The 25,424-nt window shown below is 67.5% G+C and carries 26 protein-coding genes; 18 read left to right on the top strand and 8 right to left on the bottom strand.

The window, feature by feature from the left end:
• Positions 1 to 45 precede the first annotated feature (45 nt).
• The 5 genes from SM757_RS06935 to SM757_RS06915 form a co-directional block, all read right to left on the bottom strand.
• Positions 46 to 1,173: a porin gene (locus SM757_RS06935; protein ID WP_322464907.1), complete on the bottom strand. Its 1,128-nt coding sequence runs from the start codon at positions 1,171 to 1,173 to the stop codon at positions 46 to 48.
• A gap of 85 nt (positions 1,174 to 1,258) precedes the next feature.
• Complete coding sequence (locus SM757_RS06930) at positions 1,259 to 1,819, bottom strand: tripartite tricarboxylate transporter substrate-binding protein (protein ID WP_322464906.1); 561 nt, start codon at positions 1,817 to 1,819, stop codon at positions 1,259 to 1,261.
• A gap of 32 nt (positions 1,820 to 1,851) precedes the next feature.
• Entirely contained in the window at positions 1,852 to 2,328 is a 477-nt protein-coding gene (locus SM757_RS06925; protein WP_322464905.1) for an aromatic-ring-hydroxylating dioxygenase subunit beta, read from the bottom strand.
• A gap of 49 nt (positions 2,329 to 2,377) precedes the next feature.
• Complete coding sequence (locus SM757_RS06920) at positions 2,378 to 3,652, bottom strand: aromatic ring-hydroxylating oxygenase subunit alpha (protein ID WP_322464904.1); 1,275 nt, start codon at positions 3,650 to 3,652, stop codon at positions 2,378 to 2,380.
• 133 nt (positions 3,653 to 3,785) lie between these two features.
• Positions 3,786 to 5,150, bottom strand: coding sequence for an MFS transporter (locus tag SM757_RS06915; RefSeq protein WP_066336135.1), 1,365 nt, complete (start codon positions 5,148 to 5,150; stop codon positions 3,786 to 3,788).
• A gap of 403 nt (positions 5,151 to 5,553) precedes the next feature.
• Between SM757_RS06915 and SM757_RS06910 the strand changes: the two genes are divergently transcribed.
• Positions 5,554 to 6,453: a LysR family transcriptional regulator gene (locus SM757_RS06910; protein WP_322464903.1), complete on the top strand. Its 900-nt coding sequence runs from the start codon at positions 5,554 to 5,556 to the stop codon at positions 6,451 to 6,453.
• Positions 6,454 to 6,489: 36 nt separating this feature from the next.
• Here SM757_RS06910 and SM757_RS06905 read toward each other — a convergent pair whose 3' ends face one another.
• Positions 6,490 to 7,665 (bottom strand): acyl-CoA dehydrogenase family protein, encoded by a 1,176-nt coding sequence (locus SM757_RS06905; protein WP_322464902.1) that lies wholly within the window; start codon positions 7,663 to 7,665, stop codon positions 6,490 to 6,492.
• 339 nt (positions 7,666 to 8,004) lie between these two features.
• Here SM757_RS06905 and SM757_RS06900 point away from each other — a divergent pair, with 339 nt between their 5' ends.
• The 4 genes from SM757_RS06900 to SM757_RS06885 all read left to right on the top strand — a co-directional run bounded on the left by SM757_RS06900 (position 8,005) and on the right by SM757_RS06885 (position 11,095).
• Positions 8,005 to 8,727, top strand: a complete 723-nt coding sequence (locus tag SM757_RS06900; protein ID WP_322464901.1) for an EthD family reductase — start codon at positions 8,005 to 8,007, stop codon at positions 8,725 to 8,727.
• 35 nt (positions 8,728 to 8,762) lie between these two features.
• Complete coding sequence (locus SM757_RS06895) at positions 8,763 to 9,329, top strand: nuclear transport factor 2 family protein (protein WP_322464900.1); 567 nt, start codon at positions 8,763 to 8,765, stop codon at positions 9,327 to 9,329.
• Positions 9,330 to 9,523: 194 nt separating this feature from the next.
• Positions 9,524 to 10,477 (top strand): LysR family transcriptional regulator, encoded by a 954-nt coding sequence (locus SM757_RS06890; RefSeq protein ID WP_322464899.1) that lies wholly within the window; start codon positions 9,524 to 9,526, stop codon positions 10,475 to 10,477.
• A 57-nt stretch (positions 10,478 to 10,534) separates the two neighbouring features.
• Positions 10,535 to 11,095: an isochorismatase family protein gene (locus SM757_RS06885; protein WP_322464898.1), complete on the top strand. Its 561-nt coding sequence runs from the start codon at positions 10,535 to 10,537 to the stop codon at positions 11,093 to 11,095.
• 109 nt (positions 11,096 to 11,204) lie between these two features.
• On the opposite strand, the gene SM757_RS06880 is transcribed toward SM757_RS06885, so the two are convergent.
• Positions 11,205 to 12,170 carry a LysR family transcriptional regulator gene (locus tag SM757_RS06880; protein WP_322464897.1) on the bottom strand — a complete coding sequence of 322 codons (966 nt, stop codon included), beginning with the start codon at positions 12,168 to 12,170 and terminating at the stop codon, positions 11,205 to 11,207.
• A gap of 111 nt (positions 12,171 to 12,281) precedes the next feature.
• Here SM757_RS06880 and SM757_RS06875 point away from each other — a divergent pair, with 111 nt between their 5' ends.
• Both SM757_RS06875 and SM757_RS06870 read left to right on the top strand, forming a co-directional pair.
• On the top strand, positions 12,282 to 13,034 hold the full coding sequence (locus SM757_RS06875) for an SDR family oxidoreductase (protein WP_322464896.1): 753 nt from the start codon (positions 12,282 to 12,284) through the stop codon (positions 13,032 to 13,034).
• A gap of 175 nt (positions 13,035 to 13,209) precedes the next feature.
• The gene (locus tag SM757_RS06870) at positions 13,210 to 14,172 is read left to right on the top strand and encodes a cyclase family protein (RefSeq protein ID WP_322464895.1); all 963 of its coding nucleotides are present in this window, start codon (positions 13,210 to 13,212) and stop codon (positions 14,170 to 14,172) included.
• Positions 14,173 to 14,195: 23 nt separating this feature from the next.
• On the opposite strand, the gene SM757_RS06865 is transcribed toward SM757_RS06870, so the two are convergent.
• Positions 14,196 to 15,170, bottom strand: coding sequence for an AraC-like ligand-binding domain-containing protein (locus SM757_RS06865; protein WP_322464894.1), 975 nt, complete (start codon positions 15,168 to 15,170; stop codon positions 14,196 to 14,198).
• Between the two features lie 249 nt (positions 15,171 to 15,419).
• On the opposite strand from SM757_RS06865, the gene SM757_RS06860 reads away from it, so the two are divergent.
• The 11 genes from SM757_RS06860 (at position 15,420) to SM757_RS06810 (ending at position 25,391) form a co-directional block, all read left to right on the top strand.
• A complete protein-coding gene (locus SM757_RS06860) occupies positions 15,420 to 15,929 on the top strand; it encodes a cupin domain-containing protein (protein WP_322464893.1) in 510 nt (169 codons plus the stop codon).
• Between the two features lie 28 nt (positions 15,930 to 15,957).
• A complete protein-coding gene (locus tag SM757_RS06855; protein WP_322464892.1) occupies positions 15,958 to 16,968 on the top strand; it encodes a hydroxyquinol 1,2-dioxygenase in 1,011 nt (336 codons plus the stop codon).
• 112 nt (positions 16,969 to 17,080) lie between these two features.
• A complete protein-coding gene (locus tag SM757_RS06850; RefSeq protein ID WP_322464891.1) occupies positions 17,081 to 17,989 on the top strand; it encodes a transporter in 909 nt (302 codons plus the stop codon).
• A gap of 11 nt (positions 17,990 to 18,000) precedes the next feature.
• Positions 18,001 to 19,743, top strand: coding sequence for an FAD-dependent oxidoreductase (locus SM757_RS06845; RefSeq protein ID WP_322464890.1), 1,743 nt, complete (start codon positions 18,001 to 18,003; stop codon positions 19,741 to 19,743).
• The gene (locus tag SM757_RS06840) at positions 19,740 to 20,111 is read left to right on the top strand and encodes a c-type cytochrome (protein WP_066336172.1); all 372 of its coding nucleotides are present in this window, start codon (positions 19,740 to 19,742) and stop codon (positions 20,109 to 20,111) included. The genes SM757_RS06845 and SM757_RS06840 overlap by 4 nt, the downstream gene beginning before the upstream one ends.
• 14 nt (positions 20,112 to 20,125) lie before the next feature.
• Positions 20,126 to 20,602, top strand: coding sequence for a nuclear transport factor 2 family protein (locus SM757_RS06835; protein WP_322464889.1), 477 nt, complete (start codon positions 20,126 to 20,128; stop codon positions 20,600 to 20,602).
• A gap of 55 nt (positions 20,603 to 20,657) precedes the next feature.
• Entirely contained in the window at positions 20,658 to 22,124 is a 1,467-nt protein-coding gene (locus SM757_RS06830; RefSeq protein ID WP_066336253.1) for an aldehyde dehydrogenase family protein, read from the top strand.
• Between the two features lie 36 nt (positions 22,125 to 22,160).
• Complete coding sequence (locus SM757_RS06825; RefSeq protein ID WP_322464888.1) at positions 22,161 to 23,126, top strand: Bug family tripartite tricarboxylate transporter substrate binding protein; 966 nt, start codon at positions 22,161 to 22,163, stop codon at positions 23,124 to 23,126.
• Positions 23,127 to 23,136: 10 nt separating this feature from the next.
• The gene (locus SM757_RS06820) at positions 23,137 to 24,198 is read left to right on the top strand and encodes a maleylacetate reductase (RefSeq protein WP_322464887.1); all 1,062 of its coding nucleotides are present in this window, start codon (positions 23,137 to 23,139) and stop codon (positions 24,196 to 24,198) included.
• A 36-nt stretch (positions 24,199 to 24,234) separates the two neighbouring features.
• Entirely contained in the window at positions 24,235 to 25,071 is an 837-nt protein-coding gene (locus SM757_RS06815; protein ID WP_322464886.1) for a dioxygenase family protein, read from the top strand.
• 2 nt (positions 25,072 to 25,073) lie between these two features.
• Positions 25,074 to 25,391, top strand: coding sequence for a YciI family protein (locus SM757_RS06810; RefSeq protein ID WP_322464885.1), 318 nt, complete (start codon positions 25,074 to 25,076; stop codon positions 25,389 to 25,391).
• Positions 25,392 to 25,424: the final 33 nt, after the last annotated feature.

Genomic DNA, 25,424 nt, shown 5'->3' with positions numbered 1-25,424 from the left:
GCATGGCACGAATGCAGTATTTGGGCGCTGCCCGCTGGCTGTAATTTAAAAACGGTGCCTGAGGCCCATCCGAATGGCGCTCTGCTGGCCATTTGCGGCTTGAATCCCGCCGCCAAATACCGGGTAGGCGTTGTATCCATTGTCCAGGCCACGGACGAATGAGAGATACACGTCGCTTCGCTTGCTGAGCAGATAATCGGCCACGGCAATAAAGGCCTTGGCATTGCCGACGCCATGGTTGCGGTCCTGGAATTGATAGGCCGCGCTCAAATCCAGGCTGCCGGTGACCAGGGCACCGACGCCGATTTCGTAGGTCTTGGCTTTCAATGCGCTCGGGACATCCGTGGCCGAGGCCCATGAGCCGAAGGCCCGCGCCGAATCGAATTTGTAGATGAAGCCGACGGCGCCAATGCGCTTGGCGGCCTGGCCGGCAGCGTCCCACGTTTGCATGGACGAAACGCCCATGCCCAGCCTGCTCCCCGCGTAATCGGCCCGCAGGCTGACGGCCCGCCCCGCCTTGGAGTCGCCCGCGACCTCGCCGAAGCCGTACATCGCGCCGGCGCTGAATCCTGCGTATTTCTCGGACTCCAACTTCACCGAGTTGTTCGTGCGGTCCCCGGCGTACAAATGGTTGTTGAGCAGGGTTCCATGGGCGGCGTCGGCGTGTAAACCCCAGGCCAAACTGCCCGCTGCGGATTGGGCGCCCATGGCGTATTGGGCGCCAAAACCCGCCATGAAATCGTATTGGCGTCCCATCGTCAGGGTGCCTAGACCTTTTTTCTGCAGGCCGACATAAGCCTGCCGGCCGAAAAGCAAGCCGCCTTGTCCTGAAGAGCCGTCGTCCGCGTTAAACCCCGACTCCAGGAGGAAAATGGTGTTGAGGCCTGAACCGAGGTCTTCCGTGCCCCGGATGCCCCAGCGGCTGCCCTGCGCCTGCCCGCTGTCCATACGCGTCAGGCTGGCGCCGGTGGGTTTTGTATGGGAGTAATGCGTCACGCCGAGGTCTATCAGGCCATAAATGGTGACGGCGTTTTGTGCAAAGGCCAGCGGCGCGGCCAGGCACAGCGAGGCGGCAAGCAGGCTGCGTATATTTTTCATTGCAATTCCCCAGGTTTTTGTCAAAGCTTGGGCAAGGCCAATATTTAAATTGGTCTTGCTGCTGTTGAATGCCATTCACGGAAAGCACACGGCCCCGGTGGCTCGAACGCCGGCTGCCGCGGTGGGCAGCGTGCCCGGGGCGCCCAAGGCCCCTGCGGGTTCAATCCTCGGCGGGGTAGCCCGTGGCCTTGACGATGGGGCCCCAGCGCTCCAGGTCGGCCTTGACGGGGGCGGTGAACGCCGCCTGGTCCATCGAGTAGGCGTCCAGGGCCAGCTTGTCCAGCGTGCCCGTGAGCTCCGGGGACCGTGCCGCGGCGGTGACCGCGGCGTAGGTGTCCTGCACTGCCGCGGCGGCATAGGACGCGTCTTTCGGGCGCTTCCTGCACCAGTCGACGAACTGCGCCAGCGTCGTCATGGAGGCGGGCACCATGGGGCCGACGACCAGCGCGATGGGCTCCGACGCGACGGGCGCCACGGGGATGATGTCCGTGTCCGTGTCCGTGTCCGTGTCCGTGTCCGTGTCCGTGCGGTACGCCAGTTTGCGGAAGACATGCGGGTAGATGGCCAGGATGGGGTCCGCCGTCATCAGCAGCGTCTTCGCGTCGGCCGGGCTGCCCAGCATCTGCGTGACGGCCAGCCGGCCGCCCGCGCCGGGCTTGTTCTCGACGATGACGGCGGCATCCTCGCGGGCCAGCTTGGGTGCCAGTGCGCGTGCCAGCACGTCCGCCGTACCGCCTGGGGGAAAGCCCACCTTCACAGCACGTAGCCGACGGTGGAGAGCGTGTCGATCGAATTGATCAGGCGCACCACCTTGCGCCGGATGCGCCAGGTGTCGCCGTTGCGCACCAGGTCCCAGGTGACGTCGGCGGTGTGCTGGTGGAAGCAGCCCTTGCGGAAGTCGCGCAGGTCCTGCGCGCCGCGTAGCGTCACGGCGCCCGCGTCGCCGCGCAGGATGCGCAGCCGCGAAACGCCGCGCACGGTGCGCGCGCGCGGCTGCGTGGAGACGGATTCGCCGCTGGTCAGCCGTGCCACGCGCCTGGCACGCATGTCGGCGTCGTCGTTGGCGTAGTTGAGCGTGTCGGCGAAGTCCTCGGTGTCGGGGTCTATGGGGACGATGTAGAGCCCGTCCGGCGTCCACAGGTCCAGCCAGGCGGCGTATTCGGCGTGGTCCAGCAGGTCGGCCTCCGCCCAAACGAAGGCGGTGGCGCTGTTGAGAAGGTCGAGATTCATGGTGGGGGCATCGGGATGGGTGAATCGGCAGGCGTCGTTGCGCGTGGGGTCAGGCCGTCATCAGCTTTTTCCACTGCTGGTAGGCCGCGCGCATGCCGGTCTCGGCGCTGACGTCGCCCGCGCGGCCGTCGGCGGTCAGGCGCTCGCCGGGCAGGCCGCGGTTGAGCAGGATCCACAGGTCGCGGCCCGCGCTGGAGCCCTTTTGCACCCGCTCCCAGGCCTCGGAGTCGTCCGGCGTGCCGAAGCCCATGGGCCCCTGGAAGTGCTCGTGCAGGCGCAGCCGCGCCTGGTTGGCCACCGCGGGGCCGCCGTCCATGGTGATGACGGCGTGGTGGATCTCGGTCTCGTCCACCGCTACCGGCTGCAGCACGCGGAAGAAGGCCATGGAGCAGGCGACGTTGGGGAAGAGGTTCAGGTTGAATCCCGTGCCGCCCACGGCGCGGACGATGCGCCGCACCTGCGCCTCTTCGTGCCCCTCGTCGCGCAGCGCCTGGGCCAACTCCTCGAAGCGCTCGGGAATGGGATCGTCGAGGTGGGCCTCCAGGTCGATCAGCTCGGGGATCATGACCATCACGCTGTGGCCGTTGCCCAGGTCCTCGACGTAGCCGGGGCCGCCGACGAAGTCCAGCATGCGCTCGGTCTGCGGGTCCACGGAGCTGAGGAAACTCTTGTGCACCAGCGGGAAGTGGTAGGCGTCGGTGGTGTTCTCCAGCTGGATCTTCCAGTTGCCGGGGAAGCGGAAACGGTGCTCGCCGGCCACCTTGACGGGGTAGCCCGCGCCCTGCTTCATGAAGAGGTCCATCCACTTCCTGGCCGGGCCCAGCCACTGTTCCAGCGGTGCCATGTCGTCGCGGAAGGTGGCGAAGATCATCCCGGCGTACTGCTCCACGCGCAGGCTCACCAGCGGGAGCTCGCCCTTGTCCAGGCAGTCGCCGTAGCTTTGCGGGTGCGGCACGCCACGCAGCGAGCCGTCCAGCGCGTAGGCCCAGCCGTGGTAAGGGCACACGAAGCTGGCCGTCTTGCCCTTCTTGTGCTCGCACACGGTGGCGGCGCGGTGGCGGCAGCGGTTGAGCAGCACGTGCACCTGGTTCTTGCGGTCGCGCACCACGATCACCGGCTCCATGCCCACCCAGTGCGTCTTGAAGCTGCCCGGCTCAGGCAATTCGCTGGCATGCGCCACCCAGACCCAGCAGTTGCGAAAGATCCGGTCCATCTCCTGGTCGAAGAGGGCGGGGTCGGTATAGAGCGAGGTGTGCACGCGGTCTTCGCGCACCAGGTCGGCGACCGGACGCTGGAAATTCAAGGGGAAGGTCGGGGCATTCATGGTCGGTATCCAAAGCAGGGCAAAGGGGGCAAAGGGGGCAAAGGGGGCAAAGGGGGCAAAGGGGGCAAAGGGGAGCTTGCGGGGCGCCTTGTTTTCCAGCGGCACCCCGGGCTGCCCGGGGAGGGCGTGACGCTCAGGTGGGCAGCACGGTGGTGGCCGGCGGATTCACCGTGCCGCGCACTTGCCGGTCCTTTTTCCGCAGCGCCGCCGGATAGGTTTCAGGCGTGAGCACGGCCGCCAGCAGCGTGATGGCGCCCATGGCCGCCAGGTAAATCGCGATGGGCACGCCGGAGCGGTAATGGGCGAGCAGGGCGGTGGCGATCACGGGCGCCAGGCCGCCGCCCAACACCGAGGCCACTTCGCGGCCGATGCCGATACCGGAATAGCGCAGCCGTGCCGGCAGCAACTCGCTGATCAGCGCCGGTTGCGCGCCTTCGAGCAAACCCAGCACGAAGCCATTGGCCAGGACGAAGGCCGTGACGACCAGCGCGGGCTGCCTGGTATCGAGCAGCAGGAAAAACGGGTAGGCCAGCACCACGACGGCCAGGGAGCCCGCGATGTAGACGGGTTTGCGGCCTATCTGGTCGGTGAGCCATCCGGCCAGCAGGGCAAACGGAATCATGGCCACCATGGAGCAGGTGAGGGCGCCCAACACGAAGGCATCGGACAAGCCCAGGAACTTGCCGTAGGCGATGGAGAACGCGAAGAAGATCCACGACGCCGTGCCTTCACCCAGCCGCAGGCCGAAAACCATCAGCACTTCCTTGGGGTGCTGGCGCAGCACTTCCACCAGCGGCGCCTTTTCCACCTTTTCCTTTTTCGTGGCGCAGGCGAATTCCTCGCTCTCGCTCATGTGGGAGCGCAAATACACGCCCAGGGCAATCAGCAGCACGCTGGCCAGGAAAGGCACGCGCCAGCCCCAGTCCAGGAAGGCGTCGCCCGAAATGCGCTGCATCAGCATGAAGGCGCCGGTGGAGAGCACGAAACCCACCACGGCGCCGCACGGGCTCCAGGCGGAGAGAAAGCCGCGGCGGTGCTGGGGCGCGTTTTCGCTGATGATCAAAATGCTGCCGCTCCATTCACCGCCGGCGGCCAAACCCTGCACCAGGCGCAGCAGCACCAGCAGCAGCGGCGCGGCAATACCGATGTCGGCATAACTGGGCAGCAGACCCATCAGGAAGGTCGAGACGCCCATGGCGGCCAGCGTGAGCGTCATGGTGAATTTGCGCCCGAGCCTGTCGCCAATATGGCCGCACAGCATGCCGCCGAAAGGGCGGGCAATGAAGCCGACGGCAAAACCGCCAAAAGCGGCAATGGTGCCGGTCAGCGGATCTTCGCCGACAGGGAAAAATATCTTTCCAAACACCAGCGCCGCGGCCGTGCCGTAAAGGAAAAAGTCATACCACTCCAGGATTTGGCCGATGACCGAAGTGAATACCGCTTTCCTGACGCCGCTTGTTTTCGCCGGGGCCTGTGGCCCATTGCGTTCATTGCTCATATAACTGCCGCCCACTAGGGTTGAACAAATGGAACGCAAAACTTTTTCTTCACGTTCCGGCATGCATAAACATTAATTTCTGCCTTGATCTGGGTCAACTTCGTTTTTTGGATTTGCCGCATGCATGGCGCGAATCGGCCGCATTCGCTAAATGTGCGGGATTACCCTGAGCTCAAATGCAAATGCACAAAATGCTTGCAAACTTGCACCATGGTTAACCCTGGGCGCACCAAGCTGGCGCAGAGGAGATGGGTGGGGAATTTGCCCCAGGCAGCTCCTTGCCGGCTCCATCGACGGCATGCAGGGGGCACCTCCCGTGCGCCGGGCGCGACAAGGTGCGGGGCTATACTGAATGGATGGAATGTCGAGAGGTTTTTCTATGAGAAGTGTGAGCCTTTCGAACGTGGATCTGAATCTCCTGAAAACCTTCATGGCCATTTGGGAATTCAGAAGCCTGACCCAGGCCGGGGATGTTTTGCATTTGAGCCAGCCCGCCGTCAGCCATGCTTTGCGCCGGCTGCGAGAGGTTTTCGACGACCCTTTGTTCGTGCGCAATGGTGCCGTCATGGTGCCCACGGACGCGGCGGCCCGGCTTCACGCCCCCATAGATGACGCCTTGGTGATTATTCGCGGTGCGCTGCAGCAACACGCCAAATTCGACCCGGCCACTTCAGTACGGAGTTTCCGGCTCGCCATGTCCGACATGGCCGGTTTGCACGTGTTGCCGCTGCTGTTTGCCGCACTGGCCGAAGAGGCGCCTTTTGTGCGGGTGGAATCCCGCCAGGTGCCCGTGGAGGAATTGGGAGTGGCCATGCGCAATGGTGACATCGAAGTCGCCATTGGCTATTTGCCCGGCTTGGGAGACGAATGCCTGGGTGAAATGATGCTGCAGGACGATTTCGTCTGCCTGCTGCGTTCAGGCCACGCGCTGGCCGCGCAGGAGCTGAGCCTGGCGGATTTGAATGGGCTGCGCTATGTGCACGCGGAAACCACGGCCACGGGCCACGGCCTGGCGGAAAACGCCCTGCAGGCGGCGGGCGTGCGGCGCAACATCGCGGTGCGCATTCCGCATTTCACGGTCTGCCCGCACGTGGTGGCCAAGACCGATTTGGCGCTGGTATTGCCCCGCACCATTGCCAAGGCTTTCAATGAAATGGGCGCTTTCGTGATCAAGGACATGCCCATAGAAATGCCCGTCATCCTGGTCAAGGTTTACAGCCACAAGCGGTTCCAGGCGGATTCAGGCATTGCCTGGCTCCGCTCGAAACTGGTTCAGCTTTTGGGCCCAGTAGCAAGCACGTGACGGGCCACCGAAACGGCAGCCCCTGGCGGGGGAAAATCAAGGATAGGGCACGCTGGGCGAAACGCCCGCGAATATGGCACCGGCGCTGTCATAAGTGGCTTCGCTGAGCGTGGCGTGCTGCGTCACGACCATGGCATCGCGCACCAGCCATTGAAGCCGGTTGCTGTTGAATATGGCCGACATGCCTGCCAGTTTGTAGGCGCTGTTGATCACGTCCGCGCAGGTATGGGCGGCGTTGGTGGCGGCCAAACGCACGCGGTTGGTTTGCTGCAGCGTCAATTCATCGCCGCGCGCCAGCACGTCCCAGGCGGATTCCGTCGCCTCGTAATAGAAGGCCCGCGCGCTCAGATAGTGGGCCTGCGCGCGTCCGAGGGCCATGCGGTAATAGGAGCGGTCGGCCAGCTTGCTGGTGCCCTGGGTGGCATTGCCCACGCCGCCCATTTCAATCAGGATTTCCAGGGCAGCCTTGGCCAAACCCAGGTTGACGGCGGCGTGGACCTGGGCCTGCAGCGCCACCGCGGGATACCGGAAAATCGGCTCGTCCACCGTGACGGCGCCGCCGCGCACGAAAGTCCATTCATCGGCCACGAATTCGTTGTGCAGTTGCAGGTCATGGCTGCCCGTGCCCTGCATGCCCACCACGTCCCAGTTGTCGATGATTTCCACGCGGGACGCCGGCAACACGGCCGCCAGCGGCTTGCCGGCCATGCCGTTGGGTCCGGCGGCGCCTATGCCCACGCTGAGCCAGTCGGCGCACTTGCACCCGCTGGCAAAGCGCCAGCGGCCGCTGACTTTCCAACCGCCATGGACACGCTGCGCGGGCTGTAGGGGATACAGCCCCCCGCCATAAACCTGGTCCGGCCCGTCGGCATAAATCATGGCCTGGGTTTCCAGCGGCAAGGCCGCCAGATAGGTATTGGCCGAACCGAAAGCCGCGACCCAGCCCGCCGAGCCGTCGGCCTCGGCGATGCGCTCGACCATTTTCAGGAAATCAGTCGCGGGTAATGCGTCACCGCCAAAGCGTTTGGGCGTGGAGGCACGGAAAATTCCAGCCCGCTTCATGGCATTCACCACGTCGCGAGGCACGTGGGACAATTTCTGGAAATCATTTCGCCGGGCCTTGATCAGATGGATCAGGTCGGAAAATGCCGCCTCCTTGTCGATGGATTTGGCCGGCAGGGTTTCATTTTCACAAGAAATGACTGCGCTCATGCTGCATGTCCTCACGATGGGTTGAGTGCGCTCCGATGCCACTGGAAATTGAGGTGGGCCAAGCGCTTGGGTGAAAGATGCTTGACGCCCATCAAGAAGTCAAATGCGCGGTGCCTATGCATTGCATGCAGGCGGCGAATTCAAGTGCCGTTGCGGAGAAGCAAATCCAGAAAAATCAGCCGCTTGCCAGCGCATTCGCGAGATGAATCTGCTGTATTGGTGATATGAATTTGACGGACATCAAGCTGTTGCCCAAAGATGTATTTTCAGCAGACGGCTTGTCAACCGTTGAAGCGCTCTTCCCATCAACAGCAAGGCGGTATTCCTTGCAGGCTGCTCATGAATTACTGCTTATTCCTGCTGGCGCAGGCCGGCAAAGCACAGGCCAACCTCGTTGCGCCATCGATAAGCCCGGCTTTTGTCCGCTCCTTGCGTGCCATTCCCGGTTTGGCTCGGCTGACGGTGCATCGCGCCGGTGGCCGGGCGCAGGACCCTGCAATCGCGCATGGCGAAGGGCCGGCAGGGGTGTTTCAGTTTTACTTCGACGATTTGCCGGCGCTGGAGGCTGCGCTGGCGCGTGGCGCGGCGCTGGATTGCGCCTGGCGCAGGAGCGACGTTGCGGCACTGCAGGATTTGCGCTGGAGCCAGCAGGTCATGGCCGTGCGCCGTTATGCCTTGGCGACGGCCTGGCCGCGACAGGAAAAAGCGGTCCGCCAAGCCTGTACCTATTTCGTTTCCTATGAGGGGCGTGCTGCCGACGACGAGGCCTGGCTGGCCCATTACCTGCGCCATCACCCGCCGCTGATGAAAAAGCTTCCCGGCTTGCGCGCGCTGGAGGTGTATTCCCGGGTGGACTGCGACAATGGTCTGGCCATTTCAAAATCGCGGGCACTCCAGCGCAATCTGGTCATGTTCGATTCCCTGCAGGCATTGAATGAGGCGCTCGATTCTCCGGTGCGGCGGGAGTTGCGGGCGGATTATGAAGGTTTTCCTGCGTTTGAAGGCGTCAGCCCGCATGGCGCCATGGAGACGGAAATCCATGCGCCGACGCTGCGGGTTTGAAACCCCCCTCTCCAACCTCATCTGAGATTTTCACCATGCCCAGCACCATGAACGATTGGCCTGCCGACGCGGCAGAGGTGTTTCGTCGCCTGTCCGCGGAGTCGGATATCCGGCGCCTGATTTCTCGTTACATGCGCTTGTGCGACCTGCCCTTGCCAGATGCCGACCTTTCCGAGGCGCAGCGCGTGCATGCCATTGCCGCGCTGTTTTGCGAGGACGGCGTATGGGAAGGCGTGGGCGAATATTATGAAAACCAGTTCGGCCGCCTGGAAGGGCGAGCCCGAATCGCCGGGCACTTCAGCAATTTTTTCAATGCCCAGGAACCGCGGCTGATATTCAATTGCCATTATCTGACCACGGAAAATATAGAGGTCAAGGGTGATGTCGCCGAGGGCCTTTGGGTCCAGTTCCAGCCCTGGATTTACGCAGACAGTTCGTCCTTGCTGCGCTCCAGCCGGCTGCGCTGCCTGTTTCGCCGTGAACAAGGCGTCTGGAAAATTGCGCATTACCGGACGGAGAATGTATTCATCGCGCCGCTGCCCCCAGGGTGGGCGACAACGTTCCCCAAAAGCTTCTCCTTGCTCCGGTCTCCGCTGTCTTGAGAAGCCGGGGCCCGGGTCAAGGTGCTGCTTATTGTGTCGGCAAATATATTGATGGTGACAACAAACATTTTTTGATGGAAGCCGCTTGCTTCGATAATCCCTGGCCCCACTACTCACGCTGTTGGCGGCATGGAGTGCTTCACGAGCCTGGTTTTGAGGCCGCCGCACTGCGGCACGCTCATCGTTGAACACGTATGGACCGCTTCCTGAGCATCGAGGCCTTCGTGCGCGTGGCGCAGACGCAAAGCTTTGCCGAAGCCGCGCGGCAGTTGCGCCTGTCGAGGGCCGTGGTCACGACCCGGGTGCAGCAGCTTGAAGAGGTGCTTGGCGACGCGCTGTTCCATCGCACGACACGCACCGTGCGGCTGTCGGAGATGGGGCAGGCCTTCTATCGCGACTGCCTGGAGCTGGTGACGCGCACCAACGACCTGGTGGACCAGATGCGCGAGGTGCGCGGCACGCCAGCAGGCTTGCTGCGGGTGCATGCGCTCACCGGCTTCATGCTGGGACATGCGGCCAGCCTGCTGCGGGAGTTCCAGGAGCGCTACCCGGACATCGTGCTGGACCTGTTCGTGAGCGACGCGGTCATAGACCCGGTGAAGCAGGGCTTCGACGTGGCGCTGCAGATATTCAAGCCCGTGTCGGACGAGCTGGTGTCGCGCCGGCTGTTCCCGGTGCGCCGCGTGTTCTGTGCCTCGTCGGAGTACCTGCTCAAGCACGGCTCGCCGCGCATGCCCCGCGACCTGTTTGGCCACCGCCTGGGCCTCTATTCGGGCTACCCCACCCGCGACCGCTGGACCTTCCACCGCGCCGGCGAGGACAGCGTGACGCTGGACCTCAAGCCCGTGCTGATGAGCAACTCGGTGCACCTGCTGCGCGACTACGTCTGCGAGCACGCGGGCATCGTGTGCCTGCCCACGCTGGTGGCGGCCGAGGGCCTTTGCAGCGGCCGGCTCAGGATCGTGCTGCCGGACTACCAGCTCTCGGCGTTCTGGCTCTCCGCCGTCTACGCCCGCACGCTGCGGGGCGCGTTCAAGCTGCGCCTGTTCATCGAGAGCCTGGGCGCGAGCTTCAGCGGTGGCGAGCCGCCCTGGGACAAGGCGCTCATCGAGCAGGGGCTGACACCGCCGCAGTTGCTGGAGGACTGAGCCGGCGCCCGCCTATCCTTGCCCCCACACAAGCTGTCAATGGGAAGGAAACGGGCCATGCTGAAGATGGATGCCGCTCGCAGCGTGCTGGTGCTGGTCGATTACCAGGGGCGGCTCATGCCGGCGATTCATGGTGCACCGGCCGTGGTCGAGGCCGCGCTTGTGCTGGCAGATGCCGCGCGCGCGCTGGGCGTCCGGGTCGTGGGCACGGAACAGAACCCGGACGGGCTCGGCCGCAACGACGAAGCCGTGCGCCGGCGCTGCGACGTGACGCTGTCCAAGATGCACTTCGACGCCTGTAGCGACGGGCTGGCGGAATTGCTGACCGAGGGCCGTGCGCCAGGCGACCAGCCCGCGGTCGTGATGGCAGGCTGCGAAGCGCACGTGTGCCTGATGCAAACCGCCCTGGGGCTGCTGGAGCGCGGCTTCCGGACCTGGGTGGTCGAGACGGCGTGCGGCTCGCGCCGCGCTGCCGACAAGCTGGCGGCCATGCAGCGCCTGCGCGAGGCCGGCGCGACCGTCGTCAGCGATGAAATGGTGCTCTTCGAGTGGGTGCGCCATTGCCGCCACCCGCAGTTCAAGGCAGTGCTGAACCTGGTCAAGCGCCGCGGCAGTTGAAGCGGCAAGGCCGGCCGTCGTGCCCGCGCCACCGTGGATCGGGTTTTCCAGCCGCACCGCAGCCCTCGCGGAGTGCCGGCGCGAAGCCCCTCGAACCCGGCGCCAGGCTTCACCTGACGCCCGCTGCTGCGGGCGTGACGTCGCGCAGAGGCTGAGCCGACAGCCCCGTTTGCCGTGCATCGAGGGCTTCAAAGACTTCGGCGATCCAGTCGACGAACACGCGCGCCCTGGCGTTCAGGTGACGGTTCTGCGGGTACATCGCGTACAGCGGCATGTGCGCCTGGCACCAATCCGGCAGGACCTGGACCAGCTCGCCACGGTCCAGGTCAGGCTGGATCTGAAAGCGGAAATTCAGGCCGATGCCCAGGCCGGCCCGCAGCGCGTTCAGGTGTGCCGTGCTTTCGTTGACCGCGACGCCACCCTCGGTCGGCACCTCGATGACTTCCCCCGCTCGCTCGAAGCGCAGCGGAAACGATTTGCCTGTCAGCGAAGAAAAGTAGCCGACCAGGCGGTGTCCGGCCAGCAGCTCCGAGGGATGGGCCGGCAGACCGTGGCGCTCCACATAGGAGCGGTGGGCACACACCAGCATGTCGAGCTCGCACAGCTTGCGGGCAACGAGTGAGCTTTCGGTCAGAGCCCCGCCGCGGATCACGCAATCGATGCCCTCGCTGATCATGTCGGCCGGCCGGTCGCTGACGCCCAGGCGCAGCTCGATGTCCGGATAGCGGGCCTGGAAGGCCGGCAGCGCCGGAATCAGGGCCAGGTTCGCCAATGAGGAGCCGATGTCCACGCGCAGCCGGCCACGAGGCTGTGCACGCGTTCCGCGCGCCATGGCATTCATGTCGTCCAGCTCGCTGAGCAGGTGCAGCGCTCGCTCGTAGTAAGCCGCACCTTCCGGCGTGACCGTGGCTTGGCGCGTGGTGCGCTGGATCAGCCTGGTGCCCAGCGCTTCTTCCAGCTCCTGGATCAATTTGCTCGCCGTCGAGCGGGGCAACCCGAGCTGGTCAGCGGCGCGGCTGAAGCTGCCGGCGTCGGCTATGCGGACGAAAACCCGAATCGCAAGAAGTTGGTCCATGCGGTTGATTGTGCATGTATGTGGATAATGATTCCAGATTTTGCGTCTTTGATTCTATTAGTGGACTGTCTACAGTGCTCCTCATTCGCTCACCAACCACATGAGGACGTCATGAAGAAGCTCGAAGGAAAAGTCGCTGTCATCACCGGTGGAACCTCCGGCATCGGCTTGGCGACTGCCAAGCTGTTCCACGCCGAAGGCGCCCAGGTCTTCATCACCGGCCGCCGCCAGGCCGAGCTGGACGCCGCTGTCGCAGCCATTGGCAAGAACGCGGTCGGGGTGCAGGCCGATTCGGCGAACAATGCCGACCTCGACCGCCTCGTCGAGACGATCCGCGAACGCGCCGGCCGTATCGATAGCCTGTTCGTGAATGCGGGCGGCGGCGGCATGCTGCCGCTGGGCCAGATCACCGAAGAGCACTACGCGGACACTTTCGACCGCAACGTCAAGGGCTTGCTGTTCACGGTGCAGAAGGCGCTGCCGCTGCTGGCCAAGGGCGCTTCCGTCATCCTGCCCGGCTCGACGACCACCATCACCGGTACGGCGGCCTTCAGCGTCTACAGCGCCAGCAAGGCTGCGGTGCGTGCGCTGGCGCGCAGCTGGATCCTGGACCTGAAGGAGCGCCACATCCGCGTCAACGTGATCAGCCCGGGGCCTGTGCGTACGCCGGGGCTGGTGGAGCTGGCCGGCAACGATCCTGCCGCCCAGCAAGGCCTGCTCGATCACCTGGCCAGCCAGATTCCGCTTGGGCGCGTGGCGGAGCCGGAGGAAATCTCCAAGGTGGTGCTCTTCCTGGCATCGGATGACTCCAGCTTCGTCAACGGCGCCGAGCTGTTCGCCGACGGCGGCATGGCGCAGGTGTGAGCCGAGCCACCGCGGCACAGCGCCGCGGCTTGTGCCGAAGTGCGCCCACGAAGGACGCCATCTCGCATGGACGGACAAGCGCCCGGCACGCGCAGGCAAGACGGCGCCGGCCTTCCAAGGCACCTTCCGTGTCGTGGTCCGCATGGACTGCCCGCACCAACACCACGAGGAAGACATGCCTGCTCCAGCCACACGTGCCTCCCACAGCCGCCATGCGGCAGCCTCGTTGCTCCTGGCCTGCGCGGCTGCGCCGGCCTCGGCGGCTGAAGCTCCGGCCTGGTTCCCGTCCGAGTGGGGCGTGCAGGACCAGCGCGGCGCGGCCAACCGCATCACCCCGGAGCGCACGCTTGCGGCGCTGCGCCTGGCCAAGACCGGGCGCATCCATTCGCTGGCCCAGCCGTTTCGCTCCGACATGCCCATTTGGGGCGGGCGCTCCTTCCAGCTCACCATCCCGCACGCTGACGAGCCGCCGAGCAAGAACGCGCTGACGGCCAACCTCGACTTCGTTGCTGGCGAGCTGGGACAGGTCGGCACGCAGCTCGACGGCCTCGGTCACGTGGGCATCGGCGACCTCTACTACAACGGCAACGACCGGCGCGAGTTCGTGCGGCGCAACGGGCTGCAGCGCCTGGGGATTGAGCACGCGGGCCCTTTCGTCACGCGTGGCGTGCTGGTCGACGTGGCGGCCTACAAGGGCGTGCAGCGGCTGCCGCCCGGCTACGAGGTCACGGCGGCCGACCTGCAGGGCGCGCTGGCACGCCAGAAGCTCAGCTTGCGCGAAGGCGACACGTTGCTGCTGCGCACCGGATGGGCACAGCTGTGGAAGAGCGACCCGGCCGCCTACACCGGCAACGCGCCCGGCTGGGGGCCGCAGGCCTGCGAGTGGATCGTGCGCCAGAAGCCCGCGGCCACCGGCTGCGACACCTACGGCTGCGATGTCGTCCCCAACCCGCACGACGCCGCGGTGCTGTGGCCCTGCCACCAGATCATGGGCACCCAGGCCGGCATCTACAACATCGAGAACCTCGATCTTGAAGCCCTGGCCGCGGACGGCGCGCACGAGTTCCTGTTCGTCATGACGCCGCTGCCGCTGGTGGGCGCCTCGGGCTCGCCGGTGGCGCCCATCGCCATCCGCTGAAGAACGGGGTAGCGGCGCGCCGTTCAGCCCCCGCGCTGCACGGCAGCGCCGCACCTGCGCCGGTATTCGCTGGGCGAGCATCCGTAGCGTTGCTGGAAGGTCCGGCTGAAATGCGCCGCGTCGCTGAAGCCGTGATCGAAAGCGACTTGCGTGAGCATGCGGTGCGAGGCAGCCGGATCGCGCAGCACCCGCTCGCAGGCGGCCAGCCGCTGCTGCCAGATCCAGCGCGAGGCCGTGCAGCCCTGCGTTCGGAACAGCTGGTGCAGGCTGCGCAGCGACACGCCGGCCGCCTGGGCGAGGTCACCCAAAGTCAGCGACGGGTCGTGCAGCCGTTTCAGGGCCTGAAGCTTCACGCGCTCGAACCGCGGACAGCTCGAGGGTGCCGCTTCGCCGCGCAACTCCCGCAGGCCCGCCGTGACGACGTCCAGCAGGGCGCTGGCCAGATCCTCCGCGGTGCCGGCCTGTGTCGCCGACAGGTCCTCGCCGAGCGCCATGAGCATGGGCTGCAGCAGCCGGCCGGGCAGCGTGTCGGCCGGGGCGGCCCGGGCCACCAGCCCATCACAGCCGCCCAGTCGCGCCAGCAGCTCGCGCCTGGGAATGCGCAGCACCACCTGCCGGTAGTCGGCGTCGTAGGCCAGCTCGTAGGGGCGGCGCGTGTCGTAGATGGCGAACTCGCCCGGCGCCAGCCAGGTCTCGCGGCCCGCCTGGCGCACCGCGCCACGGCCGGCAAGCTGCAGGTTGAGCAGGAAAAACTCCTCGGCACCGCGCGCGGCCTGGCGCTGCGAGCGCGTCACGCGCTTGCTGCCGTGCCCGCTGGAGCAAAAACGCGTGAGCGACAGCGCGGCCAGGTCGCGATTGAGCATGGCGGCGTCGAAGCCCGCGGGCTCCGCAATCTTGAAGTCCGACTCCACGAAGCGGTCGGACACCGCCTGCGTCCAACCGGCCACCCGCTGGTGTGGAGGTAACGACAAGGTGGCGAAACCGTGCGCGTGTGCCATGAGCTGCTCCAGGCCAGGAAGCGGCGATTGTGCGTGGCTCGCGTGCTTGGCGCGAGCCATCGGTCCAGCCGTGCGGGCCTACACGGGATCAACCCGCTCAGTTCCTGACAGGCTCTAGGGAAGACCCTCGCCATTGTTTGGAAACTCCAAACAATCCAGTCGCGTCGCGCTGTCTACCGCCAGGGCAGGGCGCTTCCTAGACTTCGCTCCACTGATTCACCGGACCGCCAGCGTCCACAGGAGCGAGACATGAGCGCAGTCGAATACCAGACCCGTTTCGGGTCGCTGTCGAATTACGAGAAGGGCGGCGTGCAGGCCATCGCCGACGACGTGCGGCACTACGCCTTCTCCAACTGCTTCGACATCGCGGCCCACAGCAAGCCCTACGAGCGGGTGGTGTTCGGCCAGAACCAGGTCTACGTGCTGGAGTGCCTGCGCGCCGAAGGGAGCTCCCCCTGGTACACCTGCGCGCACGACGAGTTCGCCCTGGTGATGGACGGCGACGTCGAGGTGCACGTCGTCAAGCTCGAAGCGGCGCAGACGGTACCGGACCCGGACAAGAACGGCGCCGTGCAGGTCGAGGGCCCGCCGCGCGGCGCCCGCATGGGCTGGATGCGCCTGCAGCGCGGCCACCAGGCGCTGCTGCCCAGGAACACGGCCTACCAGTTGCGCAGCGCCACGCCGGGCGTGGTGGTGCTGCAGACCTGCAAGGGCGATCTCAGCATCGAGCGCTGGGCCGAGATCTGCCAGACCGCCTGAAGCCTTGCAACACGCCGGAGACCTTGACATGAACGCAGCAGCCACCGCCCTTGCCCAGCCCGCGTCCGCGACGTCGGACCTCACCTGCGGCTACCAGCGCTTCGCGCTGGGCGGCTTCACCTTCCGCCGCGACGAATACTTCGCCCACGTCGGCTGGACCGCCCGCGACGGCAGGCCCATGAGCCACACCATGGACGCGGGCAACTTCCTGCGTGCGCTCATGCGCGACGTGGCCTGGGGCTTCTTCTACGGCACCGTCAGCTTCGACGACGTGGTGGGCACGCACAACCACTACAAGACCGTTGACCTCTTCGCCGGCAGCTTCAACGGGACCATGAAGGAAGCGGGCGTGGACCGGCTGGAGAACTTCGCCACGGACGAGATACGCGCCACCTTCGAGGCCATGCTCGACGACTGGACCAACGAGCGCTTCGACCCCTTCTCCGCCCCGCAGGAAACCGGCTCGCCCTACGGCCGCAAGCAGGGCAACAACCGCGCCAGGATCACGCGGGCCCGCGAGCTGGCCAAGCGCTGCGTGGGCCTCAAGGGTGACCTCGACCTGCGCAGCGACGAGCGCGGGGCCCCGGTGAACCGCGCCTTCGCCGACGTGCCGCAGGAGCAGCCGGAGCTGCACCCCGAGCCGGGCTTCGAGGACGAGGTGCACGCCTTCAACCTGTTCGGCTTCCTGAGCCGCTCGCAGGTGACGTGGAACCCGAGCTTCACCTCGGTCGTCAAGCACAGCTACATGTGCCCGACCACCGAGGAGCACATCCTGCCCATCCTGCACGGCAACGACCGCGTGGAGTGGTTCTTCCAGATGTGCGACGAGATCCACTGGGACTGTGCCGACAAGGACACCGGCAAGCCCCTGGCCCGCGTGATCATGAAGGCCGGCGACATGGCGGCCATGCCCGCCTACTGCCGCCACCAGGGCTACAGCCCCAAGCGCTCGATGCTGCTGGTGTGGGAGAACGGCTCGCCCTCGCTGGTGTACGAGATCCAGAAGGGCGAGAGCCCGGAGATCCCCGTCCAGTTCTGAGCTGACGCCCGCCGCCTGAGCGCGGCACCCCAAGCCTGGCCCCGGCCACCGCGCGCCCCGAGCGGCGCGCGGTGAAGGGCGCAGCCTTGCCCAACGATTTCGCAGAGGCACGATGAAGACGTTTCCATCCCGCGCCGGCTCGGTGCTGCTGGCCACGGGCTGCATGGCCGCGGCCGGCAGCGCATGCGCAGGCGGCATTCCCTTCGCCGGCAACCGGCCGCAGAGCTTCGAGTTCCCGCTGGACTACGACCAGCCCTACAACTCGGTCGGCCAGTTCGTCCAGTACACCAGCGACCAGCGCGTGTTCGATGCCGGCGGCAACAAGGTGGACGGCAACGGCGGCCACACCTTCGTGGGCCTGACCTCGCTGCTGCACTACTGGAAGCTCGACGGCCTGCCGCAGGTGGGCTGGGTGGGCTCGGTGACGATTCCGGAAGTGCGCGCCCAGGGCCGCGGCTTTTCCGCCAGCGGCATCGGCGACCCGCTGGTCGGCGGCCTGGCCTTCGTCAAGCCCACGCCCACCAGCACGCTGGGGCTGCAGGCCCTGGTGCAGGTGCCCATAGGCGCCAAGGAGGTCACCTCCGACACCTGGGCGCTGTGGCCGTCGGCCTTCTACAACGCCTGGTTCGGCGACCGCCTGAACCTGGACGTGCTGGTGGGCGGCGTGCTGCGCGGCACCACGCACCGCACCGGCGCCAACGACGTGGATGCCGGCAACACCCTGCACGCCAACGTGCGCCTGGGCTACGGGCTGGAACCCGTGCGCTACGACCGCGGCGTGCACACCATCCCATTCGTCGGCCTGGACTTCCAGAAGACCCGCCGCGCCTACGACAAGGAGACCGGGTTGGTGTTGCCCAACTCCGACAGCCGCGAGACCGCGGCCAGCGTGGGCGTGCTGTTCCAGATCCAGCGCGCCAAGACCTACGACCAGTTCGAGATCCATTACGCCAAGGGCGTGAACGGCCGCAACACGTCCGTGACCAACGGGGTTTTCCTTCAGTACTGGCATTACTTCTGACAGGAGACAGCATGAGCACTTCCCACCACGGCGGCCCGGCCGAGCCCTCGCGCCGCCACTTCATCCGCAGCGCCGGCGCGGGCACCGCGGCCGTCGCCGCCACGGCCCTGGGCGTGGCCGGCACCTCCGCTGCGGCCGCAACCGCCTTCGATGCCGAGTACGACCTGGTCGTGTGCGGCAGCGGCTGCGGCGGCCTGGCCACGGCGCTGTTCGCCAAGTGGCAAGGCGCCAGCTCGGTGATCCTGGAGAAGGCCGGCAGCATCGGCGGCACCACCAGCAAGGCCGCGTTCTGGTACTGGGTGCCCAACAACGAGGCCATGCGCAAGGCCGGCATGGCCGACCCCAAGCCGGACTTCCTGAAGTACGTGGCCCGGCTGAGCAACCCGCAAGGCTACGACCCGCGCGCGCCGCGCTACGGCCTGTCGCCGTGGGAGTACGACATGTGCGAGGCCATCTACGACAGCGCCTCGCCCGCGGCGGAGCTGCTGGCGGCCAAGGGCGCGCTGCCCTACAGGCATATGGCGGACGTGCCCGACTATTTCGCGGAACTGCCGGAAAACAAGGCGCCCAAGGGGAGGGTGCTGGTGCCGGCCGAGGCCAGCCCAAGCATGTCCGATGGCGGGCGCGTGGCCATACGCATGATGTCGGCCAAGGCGCGGCAGGAGGGCATTCCCATACGCACCGGGCAGCAGGTGACGCGCATCTTGCGCAACGCCGAGGGCCGCGTCGTCGGCGTCGAGGCGCAGGACGAGCTGGGCAAGGTCACGCGCTTTGGTGCACGCAAGGCCGTGGTGTTTGCCACGGGTGGTTTCACGCACAACCCGGAGCTGCGGCGCAATTTTCTCAGCGGTCCCATCTTCGGCGGCTGCGCCGCGCCCAGCAACGAGGGCGACTTCGTCGCGCTGTCCTCGCCGCTGGGCGTGCAGTTGCGCAACATGAACCATGCGTGGATGTGCCCCATCCCGCTGGAGAAGGCCGTGGCGCGGGACGGCTCCATCTCCGGCATGTTCTCGGTGGCCGGCGACTCCATGCTGTGGGTCAACAAGTACGGGCGCCGCAACGTCAACGAGAAGCTGCAGTACAACGAGCTGGCCCACAGCTTCCACGCCTGGGACGGCGCCAAGGCCGAGTTCCCGGACCTGGTGCGCATCGCCCTCTGGGACCAGCGCTCGCAGCAGCACTCGGCCAGCCCCGAGTACGGGCGCCTGATCGTGCCGCCGGGCACGGATGACAGGCACGTCATCAAGGCGGCGGACCTGCCCGCGCTGGCCCGCGCCATCGACGAGCGGCTTGCGAAGTACGCCGGCGTCACCGGCGGCGTGCGGCTGGCGCCGGACTTCCTGGCGCAACTGCAGGCCTCGATCGCCCGCTACAACGAGCTGGCCAAGGCCGGCAAGGACGTGGACCAGCACCGCGGCGAGCGCGTGGTCGAGCAGCTCTTCAACGGCGACGTGAAGGACGAGCCCGGCCGCGCCAACCCCACGCTGTGGCCGCTGGCCGACACCGGCCCCTACTACGCCGCGCTGGTGGTGCCCGGCGCGCTGGACACCAAGGGCGGCCCAAAGACCGACACCCAGGGCCGCGTGCTCGATGCCGCCGACAAGCCCGTGCCCGGCCTCTACGGCGTGGGCAACTGCGTGGCCTCGGCCTCGGGGCGGGCGTATTGGGCCGGGGGCGCGACGCTGGGGCCCATCATCGCCTTCGCCTACCGCGCCGGCCGTGCCGCCGCCGCCGAGCCCGGGAGCGCCGCATGAAGGCCGCGCTGCTGAGTGCCCTGGGCACCCTGCTGCTGGCCGCCGCGCCGGCCTGGGCCGACGCCCAGCTCGGCGAGCGCCTGGCGCGCGCGAGCTGCGCCCAATGCCACAACTTCGCCAAGGCCGAAGGCCATGGCGTGGGCCCCAACCTGTTCGGCCTGCTGGGCCGCCCGGCGGGCGTGGCGCCGGGCTTCGAATTTTCCAAGCCGCACGCCGACGCGCTCAAGGGCAAGACCTGGGACGCCGCGCTGCTCGATCGCTGGCTCACCGACACGCAAAGCGTCGCGCCGGGCAGCGGGATGGTCTATTTCCAGGACGACCCCGCCAAGCGCGCCGCGCTCATCGAGTACCTGCAAACGCTCAAGTGAGCAAAGGAACCGCCATGGCACTGACCCGCCAAACCATGACCGACGAGCAGCGCAAGTCCGTTGCCGTCGAGTACCTCAAGGCCTTCGACAACGCGGGCGTCACCTCCGGCGGCGGCTCCATCCTGGAGCTGTTCGCCACCGACGCGCAGGTCTATTTCCCGAAGTGGGGCCTGGCCAGCGGGCGCGACGAGATAGGGCGCCTGTTCGGCGACGTGGGCGCCACGCTCAAGTCCATCCACCACCACTTCGCGCACTTCAACTGGATCTTCTCCGGCGGCGACCTGCTGGTGTGCGAAGGCACCAGCCACGGCGAGCACCGCGACGGCCCCTGGCGCGCCGGCGTGCCCGCGTGGGGCGCGGGGCACTGGTGCGACGTGTTCGAGATCCGCGACTGGCAGATACAGCGCTGCTTCATCTACCTGGACCCCGACTACGCGGGCCAGGACACCGGCCGCTACCCGTGGCTGGCCGACAAGCCCAACCAACGCTGAGCCCGACGCCATGAAGCTGCCCAACGATCTCCCGGCCGCGGCCCAAGGCCTGCGCATACGCCACCAGCTCTTCATCGACGGCCGGTTCGTCGATGCCCTCGCGGGCCAGACGCTGCCCACGCACAACCCGCACGACCTCAGCGTCATCGCCGACGTCGCCATGGCCGGCCGCGAGGACGTGGACCTGGCCGTGGCCGCGGCGCAGCGCGCCTTTCCGGCCTGGAGCCGCATGGCCGCCGCCGACCGGGGCCGCATCCTGCTGCGCCTGGCCGACCTGATAGAAGCCAACGCCGAGGAGCTGGCGCGGCTGGAGTCCCTGGACACCGGCCACCCGCTGCGCGACTCGCGCAGCCTGGACGTGCCGCGCACGGCCGCGTGCTTCCGCTACTTCGGCGGCATGGCCGACAAGTTCCAGGGCGAGACCATTCCCGTGGAAGAGGGCTTCCTCAACTACACGCTGCGCGAGCCCATAGGCGTGGTGGGCCAGGTCGTCCCCTGGAACTTTCCGCTGATGTTCACGGCCTGGAAGATGGGCCCGGCGCTGGCCGCGGGCAACTGCGTGGTGCTCAAGCCCGCGGAGCTCACGCCGCTGAGCACGCTCAAGGTGGCCGAGCTCATGGCCGAGGCCGGCATGCCCGCCGGCGTGGTCAACGTCGTGCCCGGGCTGGGCTCGGTGGCGGGCCAGTACATCGCCGAGCATCCGGCCATCGGCAAGGTGGCCTTCACCGGCAGCACGGCCACGGGGCGGCGCATCGTGCAGGCCTCCGCCTCCAACCTCAAGAAGGTGCAGCTGGAGCTGGGCGGCAAGGGCCCCAACATCGTGTTCGACGACGCCAACCTCACGGCCGCCGTCAACGGCAGCGCCTGGGCCATCTTCCACAACCAGGGCCAGGCCTGCATCGCGGGCACGCGGCTGGTGCTGCACGAGCGCATTGCCGACGAGTTCCTGGACAGGTTCCTGCCGCTGGCGCGCTCCATACGCGTGGGCAACCAGCTCGATCCGGACACCGAGATGGGCCCCCTGACCAGCGCGCAGCAGCGCGACCGGGTGCTCAGCTACGTCGAGATCGCCAAGGACCAGGGCGGCGAAGTGCTGGCCGGCGGCCGCCCGCCCGCGGACGCGGCGCTGGCGCAGGGCTGCTACGTGGAGCCCACCATCGTGCGGGCGCGCAGCTATCGCGACCGCATCGCGCAGGAGGAAGTCTTCGGCCCGGTGGTGACGGTGCTGACCTTCAAGGACGACGCCCAAGCGCTGGCCATTGCCAACGGCACCGAGTACGGCCTGGGCAGCGGGCTGTGGACGTCCAACGTGCAGCGCGCCCACAAGCTGGCGCGCGACATCCATGCCGGCATGGTGTGGATCAACAGCTACAAGCGCGTGAACCCCGGCTCGCCCTTTGGCGGCAACGGCGCCAGCGGCTATGGCCGCGAGATGGGCTTTGACGCGATGCGCGAATACACCACCGTCAAGAGCGTCTGGGTCAACGTCGATGCCCAGATCCCGCCCTGGTACCGGCGCTGATGCCGGATGCGACAGCCCCCACGGAGCCCCACCCTCATGAAGCCCTTGTTCTCCTTCCTCGTGGCCGGCGCGATGTCGCTGGCCGCCTTCTCGCTGCACGCGCAGGCCTGGCCGGCCAAGCCGGTGCGCATCGTCGTCCCATTCCCGCCGGGAGGCATCGTGGACATGGTGGCGCGGCAACTGCAGCCCGGGCTGCAGCAGGCGCTTGGGCAGACCGTGATCATCGACAACAAGGCCGGCGCGGGCGGCTCGGTCGGCTCGGCCGAGGTGTCGCGCGCCCCGGCCGACGGGCACACGCTGCTGATGGTGTTCGATTCCTACGTCACCTACCCGCTGGTGTATCCGCGGGTGGGCGAGGGCATCCTGAAGAAGCTCGCGCCGGTGACGCAGATCGCCAGCAACCCGCTGGTGCTGGTGGTCAGCCCGCGCGTGACGGCGCCTGACCTCAAGGCGCTGGTGGCGCAGTTGCGCAGCCAGCCCGACAAGTTCAACTACGCCACCACCGGCGCGGGCAGCAGCAACCACCTGACGGCCGAGTACTTCAAGAGCGTGTCGGCCACGCAGATCAACCACGTGCCCTACCGCGGCGGCGGCCCGGCGCAGCAGGACCTGTTGGGCGGTCAGGTGGACATGATGTTCCTGTCGGCCGTGCTGGCGCAGCCGCACGTGAAGGCCGGCAAGCTGCGCGCGCTGGCGCAGACCGGGGCGCAGCGCTCGCCCGCGTATGCGGGCGTGCCCACCGTGGCGGAGTCCGGTTACCCGGGCTTCGAGGTCGAATCGTGGGTGGGCCTGCTGGCGCCCGCGGGCACGCCCGCGCCGGTGATTGCACGGCTGCAGGCGGAGGTGGCCAAGATCCTGGCCGCGCCCGTCTTCCGTGCGCGGCTGGAAGAGCAGGGCCTCAAGGGCATAGGCAGCACGCCTGAGCAGTTCGGCCAGACGCTGGCCACCGAGCGCCAGCGCTGGGCCCGCCTGGTGGCCGAGCGCAAGCTGCCGCTGGAATGAGGAGGCTGCCATGACGCCCTTCACTTTCCAGGCCCGCCTGCCCCGCGTCGTCTTCGGCCCCGGCACGCTGGAGCAACTGCCCGCCGAGGTCGAGCGGCTGGGTGCGGCCAAGGCGCTGGTGCTGTCCACGCCGGACCAGCAGGCGCAGGCCCAGCGCGTGGCCGACATGCTGGGCGCGCGCAGTGCCGGCGTGTTCGCCCGCGCGGTGATGCACGTGCCCGTGGAGACGGCCCGCGAGGCCCGCGAGCAGGCCCGGCGGCTGGGTGCGGACTGCGCCGTGGCCATAGGCGGGGGCTCGACCACCGGGCTGGGCAAGGCCATCGCGCTGGACAGCGGGCTGCCCATCATCGCGGTGCCCACCACCTACGCCGGCAGCGAGATGACGCCCATCTACGGCCTCACCGAGGGCGGCATCAAGAAGACCGGGCGCGACGCCCGCGTGCTGCCGCGCACCGTGATCTACGACCCCCGCCTCACGCTCACGCTGCCCGTGGGCCTGAGCGTGAGCAGCGGGCTCAACGCCATCGCGCATGCGGCCGAAGGCCTGTACGCGCACAACGGCAACCCCATCCTGAGCCTCATGGCCGAGGACGGCATACGCGCGCTGGCGCAGGCCCTGCCCGCGCTGCACCGCGACCCTTCCGACCTGGCCGCGCGCAGCGATGCCCTCTACGGCGCCTGGCTGTGCGGCGTGGTGCTGGGCAACGGCGCCATGGGCCTGCACCACAAGCTCTGCCACACCCTGGGCGGCAGCTTCAACTTGCCGCATGCCGAGGTGCACACCGTCGTGCTGCCGCATGCCCTGGCCTACAACGCGCCCAACGCGCCCCAGGCCATGGCGGCCCTCTCCCGCGCGTTGGATGCCCCGGACGCGCCGCTGGCGCTGCAGCAGCTCGCGGCCCGCCTTGGGGCGCCCACGGCGCTCAAGGACATCGGCATGCCCGCCGACGGGCTGGACCGCGTGGCCGACCTGGCCGTGTCGGCGCCGTACCCCAACCCCCGCCCGCTGGAGCGCGCCGCCTTGCGCGCGCTGCTGCAGCGCGCGTGGGACGGCAGCGCGCCGACGCCCTAGCTCTTGCCGGCGCACGCCAAGACCCGAGGAGCCGCCATGCGCAACATCGACGAGTTCAACATCACGCGGGCCGTGCTGCAGAGCCTGGAAGGCTGCGACGACCCGCGGCTCCAGGAGATCATGGGCGCGCTGGTGCGCCACCTGCACGACTTCGCGCGCGAGGTCAGGCTCACCGAGGCCGAGCTCATGCGGGGCATCGCCTTCCTCACCGCCGCCGGTCAAAAGTGCGACGACAAGCGCCAGGAGCTCATCCTGCTGTCGGACACGCTGGGCCTGTCCATGCTCGCGGTGGCCCTGAACAACGCGCGTCCGGCAGGCGCGACGGAGGCCACCGTGTTCGGCCCCTTCCATGTCCACGACGCGCCGCGCATGGAGCAGGGCGACGACATCGCCGCCGGTGCACCGGGGGAGCCGCTGGACGTGGAGCTGTGCGTGTGCGCGCTCGACGGCACGCCCATTCCCCATGCCGAGGTGGACGTGTGGCAGGCCGACGAGCAGGGCCTGTACGACGTGCAGATTCCCGCCCTCGGTTCACGGCGCCGCGCGCGTGCGGTGATGAAGGCCGACGTGGAAGGGCGCCTGCGCTTTCGCAGCATCGTGCCGAGGGCCTACCCGATTCCCACCGATGGGCCGGTGGGCGAGATGCTCGTGGCCACGGGCCGCCATCCCTGGCGTCCCGCGCACGTGCATTTCATGGTCAAGGCCGCGGGCTACCAGACCTTGATCACGCACGTGTTCCGGGCGGGCGACCCGTACCTCGACTCGGACGTCGTCTTCGGCGTGCGCAACTCGCTGGTGGCGAGCTTCGACGGGGACGCCCAGGGCCGGCGGCGCCTGGACCTGCGCCTCGTGCTGGCACCGCTGGAGCCGTGAGCATGGCCCAAGCGCCGCACCCCTACTTCGCCGTGTGGGCCACCGACCGGGCCGATGCGCTGGAGCGGCGCACGCGCGTGCGCGAAGAGCACCGCCGGCGGCTGCGCGACGCGCATGAATGCGGCGTTCGCGTGCTGCACGGCGGGCCCACCCTGGAGGCGCAGGACCAGCACATGAACGGGACGCTGTTGATCGTGCAGGCCGCAACGCTGCAGGCGGTGCAGCAGTTCATCGAGGGCGACCCCTACGTGCGCGAAGGGGTGTACGACAGCGTCGTCATCCGCCCCTGGGCCTGGGGCCTTGGGCGCCCGCCGGCGTGACGGCCGGCCCTTGAGGCCCGCGCACCGGCGCGA

The organism is Azohydromonas lata (assembly GCF_034427735.1).
Lineage (GTDB): Bacteria > Pseudomonadota > Gammaproteobacteria > Burkholderiales > Burkholderiaceae_C > Azohydromonas > Azohydromonas lata.
This window is presented reverse-complemented; position numbering and strand designations above follow the sequence as displayed.

Excerpts from the sequence above, each read along its gene's own strand:
- SM757_RS06935 (WP_322464907.1), bottom strand. The coding sequence starts at position 1,173 with ATGGCATTCAACAGCAGCAAGACCAATTTAAATATTGGCCTTGCCCAA.
- SM757_RS06925 (WP_322464905.1), bottom strand. The coding sequence starts at position 2,328 with ATGAATCTCGACCTTCTCAACAGCGCCACCGCCTTCGTTTGGGCGGAG.
- SM757_RS06920 (WP_322464904.1), bottom strand. The coding sequence starts at position 3,652 with ATGAATGCCCCGACCTTCCCCTTGAATTTCCAGCGTCCGGTCGCCGAC.
- SM757_RS06915 (WP_066336135.1), bottom strand. The coding sequence starts at position 5,150 with ATGAGCAATGAACGCAATGGGCCACAGGCCCCGGCGAAAACAAGCGGC.
- SM757_RS06905 (WP_322464902.1), bottom strand. The coding sequence starts at position 7,665 with ATGAGCGCAGTCATTTCTTGTGAAAATGAAACCCTGCCGGCCAAATCC.
- SM757_RS06900 (WP_322464901.1), top strand. The coding sequence starts at position 8,005 with ATGAATTACTGCTTATTCCTGCTGGCGCAGGCCGGCAAAGCACAGGCC.
- SM757_RS06895 (WP_322464900.1), top strand. The coding sequence starts at position 8,763 with ATGCCCAGCACCATGAACGATTGGCCTGCCGACGCGGCAGAGGTGTTT.
- SM757_RS06890 (WP_322464899.1), top strand. The coding sequence starts at position 9,524 with ATGGACCGCTTCCTGAGCATCGAGGCCTTCGTGCGCGTGGCGCAGACG.
- SM757_RS06885 (WP_322464898.1), top strand. The coding sequence starts at position 10,535 with ATGCTGAAGATGGATGCCGCTCGCAGCGTGCTGGTGCTGGTCGATTAC.
- SM757_RS06880 (WP_322464897.1), bottom strand. The coding sequence starts at position 12,170 with ATGGACCAACTTCTTGCGATTCGGGTTTTCGTCCGCATAGCCGACGCC.
- SM757_RS06875 (WP_322464896.1), top strand. The coding sequence starts at position 12,282 with ATGAAGAAGCTCGAAGGAAAAGTCGCTGTCATCACCGGTGGAACCTCC.
- SM757_RS06870 (WP_322464895.1), top strand. The coding sequence starts at position 13,210 with ATGCCTGCTCCAGCCACACGTGCCTCCCACAGCCGCCATGCGGCAGCC.
- SM757_RS06865 (WP_322464894.1), bottom strand. The coding sequence starts at position 15,170 with ATGGCACACGCGCACGGTTTCGCCACCTTGTCGTTACCTCCACACCAG.
- SM757_RS06860 (WP_322464893.1), top strand. The coding sequence starts at position 15,420 with ATGAGCGCAGTCGAATACCAGACCCGTTTCGGGTCGCTGTCGAATTAC.
- SM757_RS06855 (WP_322464892.1), top strand. The coding sequence starts at position 15,958 with ATGAACGCAGCAGCCACCGCCCTTGCCCAGCCCGCGTCCGCGACGTCG.
- SM757_RS06850 (WP_322464891.1), top strand. The coding sequence starts at position 17,081 with ATGAAGACGTTTCCATCCCGCGCCGGCTCGGTGCTGCTGGCCACGGGC.
- SM757_RS06845 (WP_322464890.1), top strand. The coding sequence starts at position 18,001 with ATGAGCACTTCCCACCACGGCGGCCCGGCCGAGCCCTCGCGCCGCCAC.
- SM757_RS06840 (WP_066336172.1), top strand. The coding sequence starts at position 19,740 with ATGAAGGCCGCGCTGCTGAGTGCCCTGGGCACCCTGCTGCTGGCCGCC.
- SM757_RS06835 (WP_322464889.1), top strand. The coding sequence starts at position 20,126 with ATGGCACTGACCCGCCAAACCATGACCGACGAGCAGCGCAAGTCCGTT.
- SM757_RS06825 (WP_322464888.1), top strand. The coding sequence starts at position 22,161 with ATGAAGCCCTTGTTCTCCTTCCTCGTGGCCGGCGCGATGTCGCTGGCC.
- SM757_RS06820 (WP_322464887.1), top strand. The coding sequence starts at position 23,137 with ATGACGCCCTTCACTTTCCAGGCCCGCCTGCCCCGCGTCGTCTTCGGC.
- SM757_RS06815 (WP_322464886.1), top strand. The coding sequence starts at position 24,235 with ATGCGCAACATCGACGAGTTCAACATCACGCGGGCCGTGCTGCAGAGC.
- SM757_RS06810 (WP_322464885.1), top strand. The coding sequence starts at position 25,074 with ATGGCCCAAGCGCCGCACCCCTACTTCGCCGTGTGGGCCACCGACCGG.